18 protein-coding genes are annotated in these 19,550 nt (G+C 70.3%); 12 read left to right on the top strand and 6 right to left on the bottom strand.

The features are described from left to right. Window positions 1–44: 44 nt before the first annotated feature. Window positions 45–569, bottom strand: a complete 525-nt coding sequence (locus tag G3I77_RS16080) for a DUF4245 domain-containing protein (RefSeq protein ID WP_248504354.1) — start codon at window positions 567–569, stop codon at window positions 45–47. A gap of 127 nt (window positions 570–696) precedes the next feature. Here G3I77_RS16080 and glpX point away from each other — a divergent pair, with 127 nt between their 5' ends. Beyond that, the gene (glpX, locus tag G3I77_RS16075; RefSeq protein ID WP_150482819.1) at window positions 697–1,731 is read left to right on the top strand and encodes a class II fructose-bisphosphatase; all 1,035 of its coding nucleotides are present in this window, start codon (window positions 697–699) and stop codon (window positions 1,729–1,731) included. Between the two features lie 74 nt (window positions 1,732–1,805). Here glpX and G3I77_RS16070 read toward each other — a convergent pair whose 3' ends face one another. Both G3I77_RS16070 and G3I77_RS16065 read right to left on the bottom strand, forming a co-directional pair. After that, a complete protein-coding gene (locus G3I77_RS16070) occupies window positions 1,806–2,183 on the bottom strand; it encodes a WhiB family transcriptional regulator (protein WP_248504352.1) in 378 nt (125 codons plus the stop codon). A gap of 114 nt (window positions 2,184–2,297) precedes the next feature. Continuing rightward, window positions 2,298–2,990, bottom strand: a complete 693-nt coding sequence (locus G3I77_RS16065) for a DUF1707 domain-containing protein (RefSeq protein WP_248504350.1) — start codon at window positions 2,988–2,990, stop codon at window positions 2,298–2,300. 156 nt (window positions 2,991–3,146) lie between these two features. On the opposite strand from G3I77_RS16065, the gene G3I77_RS16060 reads away from it, so the two are divergent. Beyond that, window positions 3,147–4,823 (top strand): fumarate hydratase, encoded by a 1,677-nt coding sequence (locus G3I77_RS16060; protein WP_248504348.1) that lies wholly within the window; start codon window positions 3,147–3,149, stop codon window positions 4,821–4,823. Between the two features lie 22 nt (window positions 4,824–4,845). Here the strand turns inward: G3I77_RS16060 and G3I77_RS16055 are convergent, their stop codons facing one another. Continuing rightward, window positions 4,846–5,064 (bottom strand): hypothetical protein, encoded by a 219-nt coding sequence (locus G3I77_RS16055; protein WP_248504346.1) that lies wholly within the window; start codon window positions 5,062–5,064, stop codon window positions 4,846–4,848. Between the two features lie 18 nt (window positions 5,065–5,082). Here G3I77_RS16055 and G3I77_RS16050 point away from each other — a divergent pair, with 18 nt between their 5' ends. The 4 genes from G3I77_RS16050 (at window position 5,083) to G3I77_RS16035 (ending at window position 10,396) form a co-directional block, all read left to right on the top strand. Continuing rightward, window positions 5,083–5,643, top strand: coding sequence for a MepB family protein (locus G3I77_RS16050; protein ID WP_374385399.1), 561 nt, complete (start codon window positions 5,083–5,085; stop codon window positions 5,641–5,643). A 157-nt stretch (window positions 5,644–5,800) separates the two neighbouring features. Continuing rightward, window positions 5,801–7,204, top strand: coding sequence for an aspartate ammonia-lyase (locus G3I77_RS16045; protein ID WP_248504342.1), 1,404 nt, complete (start codon window positions 5,801–5,803; stop codon window positions 7,202–7,204). A gap of 83 nt (window positions 7,205–7,287) precedes the next feature. After that, window positions 7,288–7,980, top strand: a complete 693-nt coding sequence (locus G3I77_RS16040) for a DUF402 domain-containing protein (protein ID WP_248504340.1) — start codon at window positions 7,288–7,290, stop codon at window positions 7,978–7,980. Between the two features lie 286 nt (window positions 7,981–8,266). Continuing rightward, window positions 8,267–10,396 carry a SpoIIE family protein phosphatase gene (locus G3I77_RS16035; protein WP_248504339.1) on the top strand — a complete coding sequence of 710 codons (2,130 nt, stop codon included), beginning with the start codon at window positions 8,267–8,269 and terminating at the stop codon, window positions 10,394–10,396. Window positions 10,397–10,455: 59 nt separating this feature from the next. On the opposite strand, the gene G3I77_RS16030 is transcribed toward G3I77_RS16035, so the two are convergent. Next, window positions 10,456–12,744 (bottom strand): transglycosylase domain-containing protein, encoded by a 2,289-nt coding sequence (locus tag G3I77_RS16030; RefSeq protein WP_248504337.1) that lies wholly within the window; start codon window positions 12,742–12,744, stop codon window positions 10,456–10,458. A 260-nt stretch (window positions 12,745–13,004) separates the two neighbouring features. Here G3I77_RS16030 and G3I77_RS16025 point away from each other — a divergent pair, with 260 nt between their 5' ends. The 5 genes from G3I77_RS16025 (at window position 13,005) to G3I77_RS16005 (ending at window position 17,881) form a co-directional block, all read left to right on the top strand. Beyond that, entirely contained in the window at window positions 13,005–13,937 is a 933-nt protein-coding gene (locus G3I77_RS16025; RefSeq protein ID WP_248504335.1) for an SPFH domain-containing protein, read from the top strand. Further along, window positions 13,934–14,203 carry a hypothetical protein gene (locus tag G3I77_RS16020; RefSeq protein WP_248504333.1) on the top strand — a complete coding sequence of 90 codons (270 nt, stop codon included), beginning with the start codon at window positions 13,934–13,936 and terminating at the stop codon, window positions 14,201–14,203. Before G3I77_RS16025 ends, G3I77_RS16020 begins: the two co-directional genes overlap by 4 nt. Window positions 14,204–14,331: 128 nt before the next feature. Further along, window positions 14,332–14,856, top strand: a complete 525-nt coding sequence (locus tag G3I77_RS16015; protein ID WP_248504331.1) for a PadR family transcriptional regulator — start codon at window positions 14,332–14,334, stop codon at window positions 14,854–14,856. Continuing rightward, entirely contained in the window at window positions 14,853–15,542 is a 690-nt protein-coding gene (locus G3I77_RS16010; RefSeq protein WP_248504329.1) for an ABC transporter ATP-binding protein, read from the top strand. Before G3I77_RS16015 ends, G3I77_RS16010 begins: the two co-directional genes overlap by 4 nt. Then, complete coding sequence (locus G3I77_RS16005) at window positions 15,539–17,881, top strand: ABC transporter permease (RefSeq protein ID WP_248504327.1); 2,343 nt, start codon at window positions 15,539–15,541, stop codon at window positions 17,879–17,881. The genes G3I77_RS16010 and G3I77_RS16005 overlap by 4 nt, the downstream gene beginning before the upstream one ends. A gap of 25 nt (window positions 17,882–17,906) precedes the next feature. On the opposite strand, the gene G3I77_RS16000 is transcribed toward G3I77_RS16005, so the two are convergent. Continuing rightward, the gene (locus G3I77_RS16000; RefSeq protein WP_248504325.1) at window positions 17,907–18,857 is read right to left on the bottom strand and encodes a LysR substrate-binding domain-containing protein; all 951 of its coding nucleotides are present in this window, start codon (window positions 18,855–18,857) and stop codon (window positions 17,907–17,909) included. Window positions 18,858–18,990: 133 nt separating this feature from the next. Between G3I77_RS16000 and G3I77_RS15995 the strand changes: the two genes are divergently transcribed. Next, the gene (locus G3I77_RS15995; protein ID WP_248504323.1) at window positions 18,991–19,545 is read left to right on the top strand and encodes a peroxiredoxin; all 555 of its coding nucleotides are present in this window, start codon (window positions 18,991–18,993) and stop codon (window positions 19,543–19,545) included. The last annotated feature ends 5 nt before the right edge of the window (window positions 19,546–19,550 follow it).

Here is a 19,550-nt window from a genome sequence, read left to right as displayed (position 1 = left end):
GGAAGGCCCCCGGCGTCGACGCCGGGGGCCATCCTCGTGCGCGGTCACTTCGTCCGCAGCGCCTCGGCCATCTTCGTCAGCTGTGCGAACGACGCGGTGCCCGTCACGACCGTCGTCGAGCCCTTGGTGCCCTCGAGGACCAGCGCGTCGTACCGGCCGCCCTCGTAACGGGTCCAGGTCTCGCCGTCGATCTTCTCGGTCTTCCCGGTTTTCCGCGCGCCCTGAGTCGCCTCGTCGAGGAAGACGGGACGCCGCTGAGTGGACTGCTCGACCGCCACGTACTCCCCCTCGGGGTCGTGGAAGCCGAGATGCCAGGCGTCGAACTCGTCGCCCCGGAAGCGGACGGAGGTGGCCTTCCACGCGTCGGGCAGACCCTGGGGCGCGGCCACGGGGTAGGAGGCGGCGCGGCGCGCCGTGAGCAGCTCGACCCGGTAGTCGACGGCCTTGACGTCGGGCGGGGAGTCGTCGTGCGGGATGAAGAGGTACACGAAGCCCGCTACGAGGATGATGACTCCCATGGAGAGGATCATGTCCCGCGCGGTCTTCTGCTTGCCGTTCGTGCCTGCCACGCCCCCTATCGTCGCAGGTCCCTGCTGCGCTCATCCGTGGGGGCCCCTGCTCATTTTGGCGGCTCGGGGATAGAGTCAGGCGACAACACCCTCATCCGGCCGTCGTCGTACAGAAAGGTGCGCTCCGATGACCGAGCATCATCACTTGCCGTCCGAACTCGATGTGCCCTCCGAGGCCCCCGACCGCAACCTCGCCCTGGAACTCGTCCGGGTCACCGAGGCCGCGGCGATGGCCGCGGGCCGTTGGGTCGGGCGGGGTGACAAGAACGGCGCCGACGGCGCCGCGGTGCGTGCCATGCGCACGCTCGTCTCCACCGTCTCGATGAACGGCGTCGTCGTCATCGGCGAGGGCGAGAAGGACGAAGCCCCGATGCTGTTCAACGGGGAGCGCGTGGGCGACGGGACCGGGCCCGAGTGCGACATCGCCGTCGACCCGATCGACGGCACCACGCTGACCGCGAAGGGCATGACGAACGCGATCGCGGTGCTGGCCGCCGCCGAGCGCGGGTCCATGTTCGACCCGTCCGCCGTCTTCTACATGGACAAACTCGTCACCGGGCCGGAGGCGGCCGACTTCGTCGACATCAACGCCCCGGTGTCGGTGAACATCCGCCGGGTCGCCAAGGCGAAGCGGTCCGCACCGGAGGACGTGACGGTGGTGATCCTGGACCGCCCGCGGCACGAGGGCATCATCAAGGAGATCCGGGACACCGGGGCGCGCATCAGGCTGATCTCCGACGGCGATGTGGCCGGCTCGATCCTGGCGCTGCGCGAGGGCACGGGCGTCGACCTGCTGCTCGGCATCGGCGGTACGCCGGAGGGGATCATCTCGGCCTGCGCGGTGAAGTGCCTGGGCGGCACGATCCAGGGCAAGCTGTGGCCCAAGGACGACGAGGAGCGGCAGCGGGCGATCGACGCGGGGCACGATCTCGACCGGGTGCTGACGACCGAGGACCTCGTCACCGGGGAGAACGTGTTCTTCGTGGCCACCGGGATCACCGACGGGGAGCTGCTGCGGGGGGTTCGCTACCGGGCGGAGACCGCCACGACCGACTCGATCGTGATGCGGTCACGGTCGGGCACGGTTCGCCGGATCGACTCCGAGCACCGGCTGAGCAAACTGCGCGCCTACAGCGCGATCGACTTCGACAAGGGGAAGTAGCCCCGAGAAGAAGGCCGGCACAACGAAAGGGCGTCCCCGGTGCGGTGGGGGCGCCCTTCTCGTGCTGCTCGCCGTCAGCCTGCCGCGGCTATCTGGTCCGCCGGGCGGGCCGTCTTCTTCAGTTCCATGTCGCGGCGGCGGCGCCGGGCCAGGACCACACGGCGTTCCGCGGCGGTGAGGCCGCCCCACACGCCGTAGGGCTCGGGCTGGAGCAGGGCGTGTTCGCGGCACTCCACCATCACCGGGCAGCGGGCACAGACCCGCTTCGCCGCTTCCTCCCGGGACAGCCTCGCGGCGGTCGGTTCCTTGGAGGGGGCGAAGAACAGGCCTGCCTCGTCACGTCGGCACACCGCTTCGGTGTGCCACGGGGCGTCTTGATCCCTGTCTCGCGCTGGCACCCGCGGGGCCGGAACGGCAGCTACCTGCAGGGACGAATGCGGCGGTTGCAGCACGGTCTACTCCTGACGACGGCTTCGCGAGCGAGAGACGATGCAGCAAGGCCTACCCGCTGTACGCGCGCCTATGCACTGAGTTCCGAACCGCCGGATTCAGGGAATTCGCACCTGTCAATGCCCCAGGTGTTTGCGCAAACTCCTGTCGACCTTGCGCTGCACCCGGTCCAGGATGTCCGCCACGACCTTGCCGCGCTTGGGCCGCGCCTCGACGCTGCCCAGGACGGCCCAGCCGTCGACGTAGACGATGGGGGCCTCCGGTTCGCCCGAGTCGAGGGTGGCGACCTCGAAGCTGCCGAGGACGCCGCCGCCCATGCCGCGCAGCGACACGTTCTCCGGGACCCGGATCTCGACGCTGCCGAAGATCGCGAACGACTTGACGACCACCTGCTGGTGATCGAAGAGGGCCTCGCTGAGGTCTATCTCGACACTGCCGAAGATCGCGTACGCGTGGATGCGGCGGCCCGCGCGCCAGCGGCCCTTGCGGACGGCGCTGCTGAAGACCGCGACCACGTTGTCGTCCGGGTCGATCGGGATGGCGCCGGCCGTGGGGCGCCGGGGAGCCGGGGCATGGGCGAGGCCGGGGCCCGAGTCCTGGCGGTGGGCCGCGGGCAGGTCCCGTATGAAGACCTCCAGTTCGCCGACGGTCTTGGCGCGCAGCACCCCCTCGACGCGCTCGGCGTGCTCCTCCGCGGTGAGGCGGCCCTCGGCCAGGGCGTCGTGCAGGATGTCGGCGATGCGGTCGCGCTCGGCGTCGGAGGCGCGGAGCTCGGAGACGGCAGGCGCGGTCTGCTTCTGAAGGTCCACGGGAGCAGCGTAGCGAAACACGATAGATCGCGACACCCCCCGCGTCGCCTTCGCCCGTGACGAACTGAGCCTTACCTCACAAGCTTGCCGTCAGCGGCAGGTTCTACGCTGGTTGACGCCCGCCAAAGGAGGCGGGCCGCGTCTGTCGAGTGAGGAATGGGCGAGATGCCTGAGTTCGCGTACACCGATCTGCTCCCCCAGGGCGAGGACACCACCCCGTACCGCCTGGTGACCTCCGAGGGTGTCTCCACGGTCGAGGGGCCGGACGGGCGGACCTTCCTCCAGGTGGAGCCGGAGGCGCTGCGCAAGCTCGCCGAGGAGGCCATCCACGACATCCAGCACTACCTGCGCCCGGCCCACCTCGCGCAGCTGCGCCGCATCATCGACGACCCCGAGGCGTCGGGCAACGACAAGTTCGTGGCGCTGGACCTGCTGAAGAACGCGAACATCGCGGCGGCCGGTGTGCTGCCGATGTGCCAGGACACGGGCACGGCGATCGTGATGGGCAAGCGCGGGCAGAACGTGCTGACCCGGGGCCGCGACGAGGAGGCCCTGAGCCGCGGCATCTACGACGCGTACAGGAACCTGAACCTGCGCTACTCGCAGATGGCTCCGCTCACCATGTGGGAGGAGAAGAACACCGGCTCCAACCTCCCCGCGCAGATCGAGCTGTACGCGGCCGACGGCGGCGCCTACAAGTTCCTCTTCATGGCGAAGGGCGGCGGCTCGGCCAACAAGTCGTTCCTGTACCAGGAGACGAAGGCCGTCCTGAACGAGTCCTCCATGATGAAGTTCCTGGAGGAGAAGATCCGTTCGCTGGGCACGGCGGCCTGCCCGCCCTACCACCTGGCGATCGTGGTCGGCGGTACGTCCGCCGAGTACGCGCTGAAGACGGCGAAGTACGCCTCCGCGCACTACCTGGACGAGATCCCGGCGGAGGGCTCCGAGCTCGGGCACGGCTTCCGGGACAAGGAGCTGGAGCAGAAGGTCTTCGAGCTGACGCAGAGGATCGGCATCGGCGCGCAGTTCGGCGGCAAGTACTTCTGCCACGACGTGCGCGTGGTGCGTCTGCCTCGGCACGGCGCCTCCTGCCCGGTCGCCATCGCCGTGTCCTGCTCCGCCGACCGCCAGGCCGTCGCGAAGATCACCGCCGAGGGCGTCTTCCTGGAGCAGCTGGAGACGGACCCGGCGCGGTTCCTGCCGGAGACGACGGACGAGCACCTCGAAGAGGGCGACGTCGTCAGGATCGACCTGAACCAGCCGATGGAGACGATCCTCGCGGAGCTCACCAAGTACCCGGTGAAGACCCGCCTGTCCCTCACCGGCCCGCTGGTCGTGGCCCGCGACATCGCGCACGCCAAGATCAAGGAGCGGCTGGACGCGGGCGAGGAGATGCCGCAGTACCTGAAGGACCACCCGGTGTACTACGCCGGTCCGGCCAAGACGCCCGAGGGCTACGCGTCGGGCTCCTTCGGCCCGACCACGGCCGGCCGGATGGACTCCTACGTGGAGCAGTTCCAGGCGGCGGGCGGCTCCAAGGTGATGCTGGCCAAGGGCAACCGCAGCAAGCAGGTCACGGCCGCCTGCGACGCCCACGGCGGCTTCTACCTCGGCTCCATCGGCGGCCCGGCCGCGCGCCTCGCCCAGGACTGCATCAAGAAGGTCGAGGTCGTCGAGTACGAGGAGCTCGGCATGGAGGCCGTCTGGAAGATCGAGGTCGAGGACTTCCCGGCGTTCATCGTGGTCGACGACAAGGGCAACGACTTCTTCCAGGACCCGGCGCCGCAGCCGACCTTCACGTCGATCCCGGTACGGGGTCCGGGCCTGGCCTGACCTGGACAGTTATTCCGAATGATCAGTGGTCGTAGGCGATCAGTGATCGTGTGACCGGCTGGTGGGTCTTGTGGTGGTGCCAGATCGCGTCGGCCATCGCGAGGACGCGTTGGCCGACGCGGACGGCGACGCCTTCGAAGGTTCGCCCGCCGTGCTGTTCCAGGACGAGCCGGCCCCTGAGGGTGTCGTTGACCGTCTCGATCAGCTGCCGCACCGACTTGAGCCGACTGCGTCCAGGCAACCGTGACAGGGTGGACGAATGACGAGGAACCGCGAGTGCTCATCCGATCTCCATCCCGGACCGTGGTTGGACACCGCCCCGGCCCACGGAGATCTCATCGCGGCGAAGGCACTCGTCTATGACCCCTGCGGGTTCACCTGCTCGCAGCCGGTACCCGAAGCCGAGGGTGCCGCTTATGCCGCCCACGAGTTCACCCTTGACGGCCTCTCCATCCGGTTCCGCGCGGCCAAGACGACCCCTACCAAGGTCGGCCAATTCGTCACCGTCTGGAAGAGGTCCCCGGCCGGGCCCATCCAGCCCTTCGACGCCACGGACCCCGTCGACCTCTTCGTCATCAGTACCCGCGACCATTCCCACTTCGGCCAGTTCGTCCTTCCCATGGACGCGCTCCGCCGGCACGGTGTCGTATCAGCGAACGGTTCCGGTGGGAAACGAGCCTTCCGCGTCTACCCGCCCTGGGTGACCACCACCAACCGCCAGGCCGCCAGTGCGCAAGCGTGGCAGCTGGACTTCTTCCTGCATCTGCACCAGGACGGGCCCATCGATCCGGCCCGCGCCCGAGAGCTCTACCACCCGTAGGACGGCGCCGGCACGGCCACAGGGGCCGGGCCGATGGCGCAGGACAGTCCATTCCGGTACGCCACCCCGGACTCGCCCGACAAGGGCGGTGACGATTCGCCTCCACGGGGAACAGTGGTCGCGGCGCTGACGCTGTGACACGTGGAGGTGATCGTCGATGACCGACGAGCAGGACAGGACCGAGTACCGCACCGAGCACGACTCCATGGGCGAGGTGCGGGTGCCCGCCCACGCCAAGTGGCGGGCGCAGACCCAGCGGGCCGTGGAGAACTTCCCGGTCTCCGGGCAGCGCATCGAGCGCGCGCACATCGAGGCGCTGGCCCGGATCAAGGGGGCGGCGGCCAAGGTCAACGCCGAGCTGGGGGTCCTGGACAAGGACATCGCCGGGGCGATCCAGGAGGCGGCCGGGGAGGTCGCCGAGGGGAGGTGGGACGCGCACTTCCCGGTCGACGTGTTCCAGACCGGGTCCGGGACGTCGTCCAACATGAACACCAACGAGGTCATCGCCACCCTCGCGAGCGAGCGCCTGGGCGCCGGTGTGCACCCCAACGACCATGTGAACGCCTCCCAGTCGTCCAACGACGTCTTCCCCTCCTCGATCCACATCGCCGCCACCGCCGCCGTGACGCGCGACCTCGTCCCGGCCCTGGAGCACCTCGCCGCCGCCCTGGAGCGCAAGGCGGAGGAGTTCACCGACGTCGTGAAGTCCGGGCGGACGCACCTGATGGACGCCACGCCCGTCACGCTGGGCCAGGAGTTCGGCGGGTACGCGGCCCAGGTGCGGTACGGCATCGAGCGGCTGGAGGCCTCCCTCCCCCGGCTCGCCGAACTGCCCCTCGGCGGTACGGCCGTGGGCACCGGCATCAACACCCCGCCCGGCTTCTCCGCCGCCGTCATCGAGGAGGTCGCCCGCACCACCGGGCTGCCCCTGACCGAGGCCCGGAACCACTTCGAGGCGCAGGGCGCCCGGGACGGCATCGTCGAGACCAGCGGACAGCTGCGGACCATCGCGGTCGGGCTGACGAAGATCGCCAACGACCTGCGCTGGATGTCCTCCGGGCCGCGCACCGGCCTCGCCGAGATCGCCCTGCCCGACCTCCAGCCCGGCTCCTCGATCATGCCGGGCAAGGTCAACCCGGTCATTCCCGAGGCCGTGCTGATGGTCGCCGCGCAGGTCGTGGGCAACGACGCCACCGTCGCCACCGCCGGCGCCGCCGGGAACTTCGAGCTCAACGTGATGCTGCCCGTCATCGCGAAGAACGTGCTGGAGTCGATCCGGCTGCTCGCCAACGTGACGCGGCTGCTCGCCGACCGGACCGTCGACGGCGTCACCGCGAACCGGGAGCGGGCGCGGGAGTACGCCGAGTCCTCCCCTTCCGTCGTCACCCCGCTCAACAAGTACATCGGCTACGAGGAGGCCGCCAAGGTCGCCAAGAAGGCGCTGGCCGAGCGGAAGACGATCCGTCAGGTCGTGCTGGACGGCGGATACGTGGAGCGCGGGGATCTGACCGCGGAGCAGCTCGACGAGGCGCTCGATGTCCTGCGGATGACACACCCGTGACGGGGGAACGCGTCCGTGTGCCCGGCGCGTGAACCGTGACACGCGCCGCAGCGTCGTATGCCTACGGCACCTAATATCTGTTCATGGCAGACGGTGGAGCGATGAGACGCGTGGAAACGGGTGGTGCGGCAGGCTTCTGGGCTCCAGGGAGCCGGATCCTGTGGCGGTACCGGGAGAACGGCGGCACGCACGTGCACATCGCGCGTCCCGTCACCGTCGTCCGGGACGACGCCGACCTGCTCGCCGTGTGGCTGGCGCCCGGTACCGAATGTGTGAAGCCCGTGCTCGCCGACGGCACGCCCGTGCACCTGGAACCGCTGGAGTCGCGCTACACCAAGCCGCGGACCGTGCAGCGCGACCGGTGGTTCGGCACGGGTGTGCTGAAGCTGGCCCGGCCCGGCGAGCCCTGGTCGGTGTGGCTGTTCTGGGAGCCGGGCTGGCAGTTCAAGAACTGGTACGTGAACCTGGAGGAGCCGCTGACCCGTTGGTCGGGCGGCGTCGACTCCGTGGATCACTTTCTGGACATCTCCGTCCATCCCGACCGCAGTTGGCACTGGCGGGACGAGGACGAGTTCGCCCAGGCCCGGCGGGACGGGCTGATGGGCGACCAACAGGCGGAAAAGGTACGGGCGGCGGGGCAGGACGCGGTGGAGGTGATCCGCGCGTGGGGGCCGCCGTTCTCGGAACGCTGGCACCACTGGCGCCCGGATCCGTCCTGGGCGGTACCGTCACTGCCGGAGGACTGGGATCGTACGCCCGCGCATGTGTCCTCATGAGACCCTTGATGCGCCCCCGGGCAAGAAACGTAGGATCGTCCTCCGCAAGGGCGCGCGGCGGCAACTACCGGAGCACGCGCTGGGCTTGACCGATCGTCACCGAGGGGCGGCAGGACGTGAGCGAGGGGTACGAGGGCAACACCGGCAGGGCCTGCGCCCGCAGACGGTCGGCCGGTGGCACAGGAACAACCTCTGACCACGCGGGAATTCCGTTCCTGGGACACGTATTCCGGGTATCGGAGTTTCGGCGGGACCAACTGCGCGCGCGGCGCGCAGCCCCGGACGGATGGATTCGACACGCGTGACGGAGCAGCCGACCTCGTTCGAACGCCCCCAGGCGGGCGTGGACCCCGTGGATCCCCGCGGGGCGTTCGTGCATACCCCGACACCGGCGCGTGCGCCCGGCGCGGGCGCCTTACCGGTACAGGGCCGCCCCGGCGGCGATGTCACCGTTCCGGTCACGACGGCACACAGCACGCCGGGCACCTCAACGCCGTTCGGCAAGGGCAAGGACACCGTGAGCGACCCCGCCTCCGAGCACTCCCAGCCGGGTGCCGAGCAGACCGCCGAGCGCGAGACCCCTCGGCCGCGCCCCGCCCCCGAGGGCATTCCGGTCCAGCCGGCCGACGAACAGGACCGGCCGCCGGTGACCACCGACGGGCAGGAGCGCCGCAGCGGCCAGAGCCTGCCGCCCGGCCGCCCCATTCCCATGCGGCGGGACGGCGACCGGCTCAGGTTCGTGGGGGCCGCCACCCGGCGGATCGCCCGCGGTATCGATCTCGACGAGATCGTGATGGGGTTGTGCCGGGCCACCGTGCCCACCTTCTCCGACGCCATCCTGGTCTATCTGCGCGACCCGCTGCCCGTCGGCGACGAGCGGCCCACGGGCCCGCTGGTGCTGAGGCTGCGCCGCACCGACCGGATACCGGCGGAGCGGGACACCGAGAACGGCTTCCTGCCGGCCGCGCAGCCCGAGCCGAACGAGCTGGACACGGTCGGCGCCGAGCTGTGCGAGGTACGGCCCGGCAGCGCGCTCGCCGAGGTCCTGCGGGGCGTGCGCCCGGTGTTCACGGACGCCCCGGCGGCCCGTGCCGCGCTGCCGGAACTGCTCGGTGAAGGCGGCGAGTTCGGCGTGCCGGACGGACAGCGCGCGATCCTCGCCCCGCTGCGCGGCCGGCGCCGGGTCATCGGTGCGGCACTGTTCCTGCGCCGGCCCGAGCGCATGGCGTTCGAGCCGGACGACCTCCTGGTGGCCGCCCAGCTCGCCACGCACAGCGCCCTCGGCATCGACAAGGCCGTGCTGTACGGCCGCGAGGCCTACATCGCGGACGAGCTGCAGCGCACCATGCTGCCGGAGACGCTGCCCCGCCCGACGGGCGTGCGGCTGGCCTCCCGCTATCTGCCGGCCGCGGAGACGGCCCGGGTCGGCGGCGACTGGTACGACGCGATCCCGCTGCCCGGCAGCCGGGTCGCCCTGGTCGTCGGTGACGTCATGGGCCACTCCATGACGTCGGCCGCCATCATGGGCCAGCTGCGCACCACGGCCCAGACCCTCGCCGGCCTCGACCTGCCGCCGCAGGAGGTCCTGCACCACCTCGACGAGCAGGCCCAGCGCCTGGGCGTGGACCGCATGGCGACCTGCCTCTACGCCGTGTACGACCCGGTATCGCACCGCATCACCATCGCCAACGCCGGCCATCCGCCGCCCGTCCTGCTCCACCTGGGCGGCCGCGCCGAGGTGCTGCGCGTCCCGGCCGGTGCCCCGATCGGTGTCGGCGGCGTGGACTTCGAGGCCGTGGAGCTGGACGCGCCCGCCGGTGCGACCCTGCTGCTCTACACCGACGGCCTGGTCGAGTCGCGCCTGCGCGATGTGTGGACCGGCATCGAGCAGCTGCGGGAGAAGCTCGCCGCGGTCGCGCAGCTCACCGGGCCGGACCATCCGCCGCCCCTGGAAGCGCTGTGCGACGAGGTGCTCGACATGCTCGGCCCGGGCGACCGGGACGACGACATCGCGCTGCTCGCCGCCCGCTTCGACGGGATCGCGCCCAGCGACGTGGCGTACTGGTTCCTGGAGCCGGAGGACGCCGCCCCCGGCCGGGCCCGCCGCCTTGCCCGCCGCGCGCTGCAGCGCTGGGGCCTGGAGGAGCTCAGCGACTCGGTCGAGCTGCTGGTCAGCGAGGTCGTCACCAACGCCGTGCGGTACGCCTCGCGGCCGGTGACGCTGCGCCTGCTGCGCACGGACGTGCTGCGCTGCGAGGTCGGCGACGACGTGCCGCAACTGCCGCGGCTGCGCCAGGCACGCGCCACCGACGAGGGCGGACGCGGGCTGTATCTGGTGAACCGGCTCGCCCGGCGCTGGGGCGCGACCCGGCTCAGCACGGGCAAGGTGGTGTGGTTCGAGCTCAACCGCGGCTGACGGAGCCGTACGGACAAGCCGAAGGGCGCCCGGTGTTGACCGGGCGCCCTTTCGCGCTCCTACTGGTCGTCGCCCGGCTTGACCGGTTCGAACGGGTCACCGCCGTCGCCCGGCGGTGTCGTCTGCGGGGTCGTGGGCGGGGTGATGGTGGGCGGTGTCGTCGACGGGCTCGGCGGCGGGGACGTCGACGGCTCCTCGGTCGTCGGCGGCGGGGAGGACGACGGCTCCTCGGTCGTCGGCTCCTGCGTCGGCTCCTTGGTCGGCTCCTGCGTGGGCGTCGGCGTCCAGGTCGGCTGGACGGCCGCGCCCTGCTGGGTGTCCAGGTCGAACTTGCTGACGTCACCCATCACACCGAAGGTGTACGCCGCCCAGATCTGCGCCGGGAACCCGCCGCCGTTGACCCGGGGCTCGCCGCCCGCCTTGTACATCGGCACCTGGGCGTGGGTCTTGGCGTCCTCGCCGAACAGGCCCACCGAGGTGACCAGTTCGGGCGTGTAGCCGGTGAACCAGGCCGACTTGTTGTTGTCGGACGTACCCGTCTTGCCCGCGACCTGCTGGCCGTCGCGGGCAGGGTTGTTGCGCACGGACGCCTGGGCGGTGCCGTCGTCGACCACGCCGGTCAGCACCGAGGTGACCGAGTCGGCGGCCTCACGGCTGATGACCTGGTCGCCCACCGGGTCGGGCATGGTGACCGTCCGGTTCAGGTGCTCCGCCGACTTCACGAGGGCCGGGGTGACCTTCTTGCCGTGGTTGTCGAGGGTCGCGTAGACACCGGCCATCTGCAGAGGGCTCGCGCCCATGCTGCCCAGGGTCTGCGCGGGCACGGCCTCCATGTTCTCGGTGTCCATGCCGAGCTTGCCGGCGACCTTCACCACCTCGGACATGCCGACGTCGACGCCCATCTGCGCGAAGACGGAGTTGACGGACTTGTTCATCGCCGTCTGGACGGAGATCGGGCCGTAGTTCTTGTCGTCCTCGTTCTCGGGGGCGAAGCCGACCTTGGTGCCGTTCTCCACGACCTGGCGCTTACTCGTGCCGTCGTAGACCGTGCTCGCGGTGATCGGCTTGCCGCTCTGCGTCTTCGCCTGCTCCTCCAGGGCCGCGGCCAGGATGACCGGCTTGAAGGTGGAGGCCGGCTGGTAGTCGGAGCGGGTGGCGTTGTTCATGTAGTGCTTGAAGTAGTCCTCGCCGCCGTACATCGCGACCACGGCGCCGGTCTTCGGGTTCACGGACGCCGCACCGGCCTGGACGTCTCCGTCGACCTTGCGCTTGTCGGGGTCGAGCTTGCTGTTGAGCTGCTGCTGGACGGACTTCTCCAGCGCCGCCTGCTTCTTCTTGTCGATGTTGAGCGTGAGGGTCCAGCCGCCGGCGTTGACCATCGCCTCGGCTTCCTTGGCGCTGTCGGCGGTGCCCTCGGCGACGAGCTGCTTCTCCAGTGCCGCGTTGGCCGCGTTGACCAGGTAGCCCTTCTGGCCCTCCATGCCGGGGGCGGGCTTGGGCTCCTTCGGCACCGGGAACGTCATGCCCGATCGCTCCGACTGGCTCAGCCAGCCCTCGTCGACCATGTTGTCCAGGACGTAGTTCCAGCGCGCCTTCACCAGCTTCTTACCGCCCTCGGAGGCGACGGCCCAGTCGTACTGGCTGGGGGCCTGGAGCAGCGCGGCGAGGTAGGCGCCCTGCGCGACGGTGAGCTTCTCGGCGTCGGTGCGGTAGTAGGCCTGGGCGGCGGCCTGGATGCCGTAGGCGTTGCGGCCGTAGTAGCTGGTGTTGATGTAGCCGGCGAGGATGTAGTCCTTGGACTTCTCCCGGTCCAGCTTCAGCGAGATGACCAGTTCCTTCAGCTTGCGCGAGACGGTCTGTTCCTGCGTCAGGTAGTAGTTCTTGACGTACTGCTGGGTGATCGTCGAACCGCCCTGCGCGCCCCGGCCGGACAGCGTGTTGAACACGCCTCGGGCGGTGCCCTTGAGGTCGACGCCGGCGTCCTTGTAGAAGGTCTTGTTCTCGGCGGCGACGAAGCTGAGCCGCACGCCCTTGGGGACCCGGGACAGGTCGACGACCTCGCGGTTGACCTTGCCGTCGCGGGCCATGATCGCGCCGTCGCCGTACTTGTAGACGTTGCTCTGCAACTTGGCGTCGGCGTTCCCCTTCGGGATGTCGATCACCATGTACAGCACGATGAAGGCGCCCATGCCCAGCAGGCACAGGCCGAGGAAGGTTCCGACGATCTTCTTCCAGGTGAAGAGCCTGCGTATGCCGCTCTTCCCGGCCGCGGCCGACGAACGGCGGCTCTTGGGTGCCGCCCGGCGCCCACCGCGCTGTCGGGCGCGTCTCTCTTCCGCTCGTCCCATGGGTCCGATCCGCTCCGCTTCGTTCATGTGTGCTCACGCGTCACACAGGTTCGCCGCTCAGGTCAGCTCAGAAAGCTAACACCGGGAGATAAGAGATAGGGCTGCCGATCCGGCCCTTTGCGGACGTGACAATCAGCACCCATCCCAACGGAACCGACGTACGAGACACGCGAAGGGTTGCCATGGCGCGATAAAGTGATATCACTTAGATAGACAGAAGCTATGCAGGAATGGCTTCTCAGAGGAACGGGGGATCACCCATGTCCACACACGACTCCCAGGTCACCGCCGACGTACCCGAGATGCCGGCGCCCCGCGTGCGGGAGTTCACCGCACACAGCATCGGCGGCGGGCTCGCCCTGCTGCTCGGGCTGCTCGGGCTGCTGGCCGGCGCAGGGCTGATCGCGGTCGCCACCTCGGTGGACGGCGGCGCGAAGGCCGGGCTGATCATCGGCGGCATCCTGGTCGCGCTCGCGGCGTTCCTCGCCATGTGCGGGCTGAACATGGTGGCGCCGGGCGAGGCCCGGGTCGTCCAGCTCTTCGGCCGGTACCGCGGCACGATCCGGCAGGACGGCCTGCGCTGGGTGAACCCCTTCACCTCGCGCACGAAGATCTCAACGCGTGTCCGCAACCACGAGACCGCCGTCCTGAAGGTCAACGACGCCTACGGCAACCCCATCGAACTCGCCGCGGTCGTCGTCTGGCGCGTCGAGGACACCGCCCAGGCCACGTTCGAGGTCGACGACTACATCGAGTTCGTCTCCACCCAGACCGAGGCCGCCGTGCGGCACATCGCCATCGAGTACCCCTATGACGCCCACGAGGAGGACGGCCTCTCGCTGCGCGGCAACGCCGAGGAGATCACCGAGAAGCTCGCCGTCGAACTGCACGCGCGCGTGGAGGCGGCCGGGGTGCAGATCATCGAGTCCCGCTTCACGCACCTCGCGTACGCCCCCGAGATCGCCTCGGCGATGCTCCAGCGGCAGCAGGCCGGAGCGGTGGTCGCGGCGCGGCGCCAGATCGTGGACGGCGCGGTGGGCATGGTGGAGGCCGCGATCGCCCGCATCACCGAGCGGGACATCGTGGAGCTGGACTCCGAGCGGAAGGCGGCGATGGTCTCCAACCTGATGGTGGTGCTGTGCGGTGACCGGGCCGCGCAGCCGGTCCTCAACACCGGGTCCCTCTACCAGTGACGGTCCCTGACGAAGGTCCGGGCCCGCAGCGCCGGCCGCAGCAGCAGCGCAAACAGGTGCTGCTGCGGCTGGACCCGGCGGTGTACGAGGCGCTCGCACGGTGGGCCGGGGACGAGCTGCGGTCGGCCAACGCACAGATCGAGTTCCTGCTGCGCAAGGCGCTGGCGGAGACGGGGCGGCTGCCGCGGGAGACCGGGCCGCTGCCCCGGCGGGGGCGCCCGCCGGGGTCTTCCGGGGGTTCCGCCCCTGGACCGCCGCCCGCCTGAACGAACGGGCTTCACGGCTGTTGCGGAACCGTGACAACACGTCCCGACCTGCACGGCCGTACCGCCCGCCATGATCTACACACTCGACGTATACATGCCGCGTATACACCCCGTGTACAGTCCTGACCATGTCCATCGGTCACACACTCCTGGGACTCCTGGAGTCCGGCCCGCGCCACGGTTACGACCTGAAGCGGGCCTTCGACGAGAAGTTCGGTCACGACCGGCCGCTCCACTACGGCCAGGTCTACTCGACGATGTCCCGTCTGCTGAAGAACGGGCTCGTCGAGGTCGACGGCATCGAGGCGGGCGGTGGTCCCGAACGCAAGCGGTACGCGATCACCGAGGCCGGCATCACCGACGTCGCGCGCTGGCTCGCCACGCCCGAGAAGCCGGAGCCCTACCTCCAGTCGACCCTCTACACCAAGGTCGTCCTGGCGCTGCTCACCCACCGCGACGCCGGTGACATCCTCGACACCCAGCGCTCGGAGCACCTGCGCAGCATGCGGATCCTCACCGACCGCAAGCGCAAGGGCGATCTGGCCGACCAGCTCATCTGCGACCACGCGCTGTTCCACCTGGAGGCGGACCTGCGCTGGCTGGAGCTGACCGCGGCACGTCTGGACAAGCTCCGTGAGGCGGTGACCCCATGACGATTCCCGCTGGTTCCCTCCTCACCGCCCAGGACCTGCGCAAGGCGTACGGGCCGACGACCGCGCTCGACGGCGCCGCGTTCTCCATCCACCCGGGCGAGGTCGTCGCCGTGATGGGCCCCTCCGGGTCGGGCAAGTCGACGCTGCTGCACTGTCTCGCCGGGATCGTCATGCCCGACTCGGGCTCGATCACGTACAACGGGCGCGAGGTGACCGCGATGAGCGACGCCGAGCGCAGTGCGCTGCGGCGCTCGGAGTTCGGGTTCGTGTTCCAGTTCGGTCAGCTCGTGCCGGAACTCACCTGCGTGGAGAACGTCGCCCTGCCGCTGCGGCTGAGCGGGTCGTCGCGCAAGGCGGCCGAGAAGACCGCGCTGGCGTGGATGGAGCGGCTGGAGGTCGACGACCTCCGCAAGAAGCGGCCCGGCGAGGTCTCCGGCGGCCAGGGGCAGCGGGTCGCCGTCGCCCGCTCGCTGGTGACGAACCCCCGGGTGGTCTTCGCCGACGAACCGACCGGCGCGCTCGACTCGTTCAACGGCGAGCGCGTGATGGAACTGCTCACCGACGCCGCCCGGTCCGCCAACGCGGCCGTCGTACTCGTCACGCACGAGGCGCGGGTGGCCGCGTACTCCGACCGCGAGATCGTCGTACGGGACGGCAAGTCCCGTGACATGGAGCGCGTCGTATGAGCGTCAGGCAGTGGAGCCGGGACCTCGCCATGGGGGCCCGGTTCGCCCTCGCCGGGGGGCGCGAGGGGTGGACACGGTCGCTGCTCACGGCCGTCGGCGTCGGGCTCGGGGTGGCGCTGCTGCTGCTCACCACCGCCATCCCGAACGCGCTGGCGGAACGGGACCGGCGCGAGGAGGCGCGCAGCGACCACACGTTCAGCCAGCAGAAGATACCGAAGGCCGACGACACGCTGATGGTCGTGGACGCGGACACCACGTTCCGGGACCTGGACGTGCGCGGCAGGCTGCTGGAGCCGGAGGGCCCGCGGGCCCCGCTGCCGCCGGGGGTCGCCGCGTTCCCGGCGGCGGGCGAGATGGTCGTCTCCCCCGCGCTGAAGGAGCTGCTCGCCTCCGACGACGGCAAGCTGCTGCGGGAGCGGCTGGACTACCGCATCGCCGGCACCATCGGCGAGCAGGGGCTCGTCGGCTCGCAGGAACTCGCCTACTTCGCGGGCGGCAAGGGGCTGGAGAAGGTGCTGGAGGGCCCCGCGAGCGGCGCCCGGATCGACAGCTTCGGCAACGACGACCTGGGGTCGTCCGACGCCTGGGACCCGGTGCTGCTCCTGCTGGTCCTGGTCGTCTTCGTGGTGCTGCTGATGCCGGTCGCCGTGTTCATCGCCGCGGCCGTACGGTTCGGCGGCGAGCGGCGTGACCGCAGGCTGGCGGCACTGCGACTGGTCGGCTCCGACAGCCGGATGACCCGGCGGATCGCCGCCGGCGAAGCGCTCGCGGGTTCGGTGCTGGGGCTCGTCCTCGGCACCGGGTTCTTCCTGCTCGGACGCGAACTGGCGGCCTCCGCCGAGGTGTTCCACGTCAGCGTGTTCCCGAGCTATCTGAACCCCTCCCCCGTGCTGGCCGTGCTGGTCGCGCTGGCGGTGCCGGCGGCGGCGGTCCTGGTGACGATCCTCGCCCTGCGCGGGGTGGTCATCGAGCCGCTCGGCGTGGTGCGCACGGCCAAGCCCTCCCGGCGCCGGCTGTGGTGGCGGCTGCTGCTGCCGCTGGGCGGAATCGCACTGCTCTACCCGATGATCGGGCAGGGCAACGACGGCGGGACCTTCAACCAGTACCTCGTCGTCGGCGGCGTGATGCTCCTGCTGGTCGGCGTCACGGCACTGCTCCCCTGGGTGGTGGAGACGGTCGTGGCCCGCCTCGGCTCGGGCGGAGTCGCCTGGCAACTGGCCGTCCGGCGACTTCAGTTGAGCAGTGGTGCGGCGGCCCGCATGGTCAACGGCATCGCGGTGGCGGTGGCCGGGGCGATCGCCCTGCAGATGCTGTTCGCCGGGGTGGACGGCAACTACACCCGGGCGTCGCACTACGACGTCTCCCGGGCCCAGATGAGCGTGGACGCGCCGGACGGCTCCGACCCCTCGGCCATCATCGGCAAGTACCGCGAGACCGAGGGCGTGCGCAAGGTCACCGCCCTGTCCGACGTCTATCTCTTCGACCGGGGCGACGAGGACTCCTCCGTCCAGATCACCCTGGCCGACTGCGCGTCACTGCGGGAGGTGGCCACGCTCCCCTCCTGCCGCGACGGGGACGTCTTCGCGGCCAAGGGCTCGGAGTACGACAGCGCGAGCGACCACCTGGCCGAGCCCGGCACGACCCTGTGGACGCCCGAACCTGACGGCGACACCACACGCTCGGGCGAGCGCCCGGTCTCCTGGACCGTGCCGCGGGACATCCGCCAGGTCCAGTCCCGTGAGGACCCCACCGGGTACGAGCGCGGCGGCATCCTGGTCACGCCCGGCGCGCTGCCCGGGAAGCTGGCGGCGTTCACCTCGGCGCGGCTCTTCCTGAGCCTGGACCTCTCGGTGCCGGACGCCTACGAACACGCACGCAACACGGCCGCGCGAATCGACCCGGCGGTCCAGCCCATGACCTGGCACAGCATCGAGAGCAACGACCGCTACGCCACCATCCGCACGGGCCTGTCCGTCGGCTCCGCCTGCGTGCTGGCGCTGATCGGGGCGAGCCTGCTCGTCTCACAGCTGGAGCAGCTGCGCGAACGCCGCAAGCTGCTGTCGTCCCTGGTCGCCTTCGGCACCAGGCGCCGCACCCTCAGCCTGTCGGTGCTGTGGCAGACGGCGATCCCGATCGGTCTCGGCCTGCTGCTCGCCGCGACGGTGGGCATCGCCCTGGGCGCGGTCCTGCTGCGGATGACCAACACCGCGGTCCGGGTGGACTGGCCGAGCGTGCTGTCGATGACCGGCATCGGCGCCGGTGTCGTCCTCGTGGTGACGCTGCTGAGCCTGCCTCCGCTGCTGAGGCTGATGCGGCCCGACGGGCTGCGCACCGAGTAACGGCGGGCACTGCCCGTACGGGTCGTCAGGCGTCCCGCTCCAGCACCCGTACGGGCAGCGGCCGCAGCGCCTGCCGCAGGGCGGCCGCCAGTTGCTCGTACTCCGCGCCGCGCGCGGCCCCCGTCCGCATCGCCAGCGCGACCCGGCGGGTGGGGGCCGGGTCGGCGAAGTACCCGGTGAGGAGCTGGTTGCTGCGGGAGGTCTCGACCTTGAGGGCGGTGCGCGGCAGCAGTGTGACGCCGAGCCCGCCCGCGACGAGCTGCACCAGCGTGGACAGGCCCGCGGCGGTCGTGGTGACGGGCACGTCGTCGCGGCCGGCCTCCCGGCAGATGTCGAGGGCCTGGTCGCGCAGACAGTGCCCCTCGTCCAGCAGCAGCAGATTCAGCTCGCGCAGCGCCTCACGCGCGATGCCCTCCCGCCCGCCGAGCCAGTGGTCGAGCGGAGTGACGAGCACGAAGTCCTCGTCGAACAGGGGCAGTTCGGCGACGCCCGGTACACCCAGGGGCACGGCGAGCAGCAAGAGGTCGAGCCGGCCGCCGGCGAGGCCGTCGAGCAGGCTGGCGGTCTGCTCCTCGTGCACCTGGAGGTCGAGGTGCGGATACCGCTCGTGGACGAGCCGCAGGACCGTCGGGAGCAGATAGGGCGCGACCGTCGGGATCACCCCGAGCCGCAGCACCCCGGTGAAGGGCGCCCGGGCCGCGTCGGCCTCCTCCATGAGCGCCCCCACCTCCCCCAGCACCGCCTTGGCCCGTGCGGCGATCCGCTCGCCCTCGGGTGAGAGCAGCACTTTGCGCGTCGTACGCTCGAGGAGCGTCACTCCGAGTGTCTCCTCCAGGGCCGACACGGCGCCCGAGAGGGCGGGCTGGCTCATGCCGATCGCCGCGGCCGCGTCCCGGAAATGAAGGTGCTCGGCCACCGCCGCGAAGGCACGGAGCTGGGCGAGGCTGGGCTGCCTGCGCTTATTACCGACAGTCACTAATAACTACCTCCGATCAACTCGACCGAGTGTAGCTATTTCCGTAATCAATCGAGCCTGTGCCAACATCAACACAGTCCAACCCATGGGAAACGCCCGCAATCCGGGAGTTTCTTCGCTGCAAGGAGAGTGTGTGCTCACCGTCGGTGACAAGTTCCCCGAGTTCGACCTGACCGCCTGCGTCTCGCTGGAGAAGGGCGCGGAGTTCGAGCAGATCAACCACAAGACCTACGAGGGTCAGTGGAAGGTCATCTTCGCCTGGCCCAAGGACTTCACCTTCGTGTGCCCGACCGAGATCGCCGCCTTCGGCAAGCTGAACGAGGAGTTCGCGGACCGCGACGCTCAGGTCCTCGGCTTCTCCGGTGACTCCGAGTTCGTCCACCACGCCTGGCGCAAGGACCACGAGGACCTGCGTGACCTGCCGTTCCCGATGATGGCCGACTCCAAGCACGAGCTGATGCGCGACCTCGGCATCGAGGGCGAGGACGGCTTCGCCAAGCGCGCGGTGTTCATCGTGGACCAGAACAACGAGATCCAGTTCTCGATGGTGACCGCGGGCTCGGTCGGCCGTAACCCGAAGGAGGTCCTCCGGGTCCTGGACGCGCTCCAGACGGACGAGCTGTGCCCCTGCAACTGGTCGAAGGGCGACGAGACCCTCGACCCCGTCGCGCTGCTCTCCGGGGAGTGATCTGA

This window comes from Streptomyces sp. D2-8 (assembly GCF_023184515.1).
Lineage (GTDB): Bacteria > Actinomycetota > Actinomycetes > Streptomycetales > Streptomycetaceae > Streptomyces.
Note: the sequence above shows the minus strand (reverse complement) of the source record. Positions and strands in the feature narration are given on the sequence as shown.

Excerpts from the sequence above, each read along its gene's own strand:
- G3I77_RS16050 (WP_374385399.1), top strand. The coding sequence starts at position 5,083 with ATGACGAGGAACCGCGAGTGCTCATCCGATCTCCATCCCGGACCGTGG.
- G3I77_RS16060 (WP_248504348.1), top strand. The coding sequence starts at position 3,147 with ATGGGCGAGATGCCTGAGTTCGCGTACACCGATCTGCTCCCCCAGGGC.
- G3I77_RS16005 (WP_248504327.1), top strand. The coding sequence starts at position 15,539 with ATGAGCGTCAGGCAGTGGAGCCGGGACCTCGCCATGGGGGCCCGGTTC.
- G3I77_RS16025 (WP_248504335.1), top strand. The coding sequence starts at position 13,005 with ATGTCCACACACGACTCCCAGGTCACCGCCGACGTACCCGAGATGCCG.
- G3I77_RS16035 (WP_248504339.1), top strand. The coding sequence starts at position 8,267 with ATGGATTCGACACGCGTGACGGAGCAGCCGACCTCGTTCGAACGCCCC.
- G3I77_RS16030 (WP_248504337.1), bottom strand. The coding sequence starts at position 12,744 with ATGGGACGAGCGGAAGAGAGACGCGCCCGACAGCGCGGTGGGCGCCGG.
- G3I77_RS16040 (WP_248504340.1), top strand. The coding sequence starts at position 7,288 with ATGGCAGACGGTGGAGCGATGAGACGCGTGGAAACGGGTGGTGCGGCA.
- G3I77_RS16015 (WP_248504331.1), top strand. The coding sequence starts at position 14,332 with ATGTCCATCGGTCACACACTCCTGGGACTCCTGGAGTCCGGCCCGCGC.
- G3I77_RS16045 (WP_248504342.1), top strand. The coding sequence starts at position 5,801 with ATGACCGACGAGCAGGACAGGACCGAGTACCGCACCGAGCACGACTCC.
- glpX (WP_150482819.1), top strand. The coding sequence starts at position 697 with ATGACCGAGCATCATCACTTGCCGTCCGAACTCGATGTGCCCTCCGAG.
- G3I77_RS16010 (WP_248504329.1), top strand. The coding sequence starts at position 14,853 with ATGACGATTCCCGCTGGTTCCCTCCTCACCGCCCAGGACCTGCGCAAG.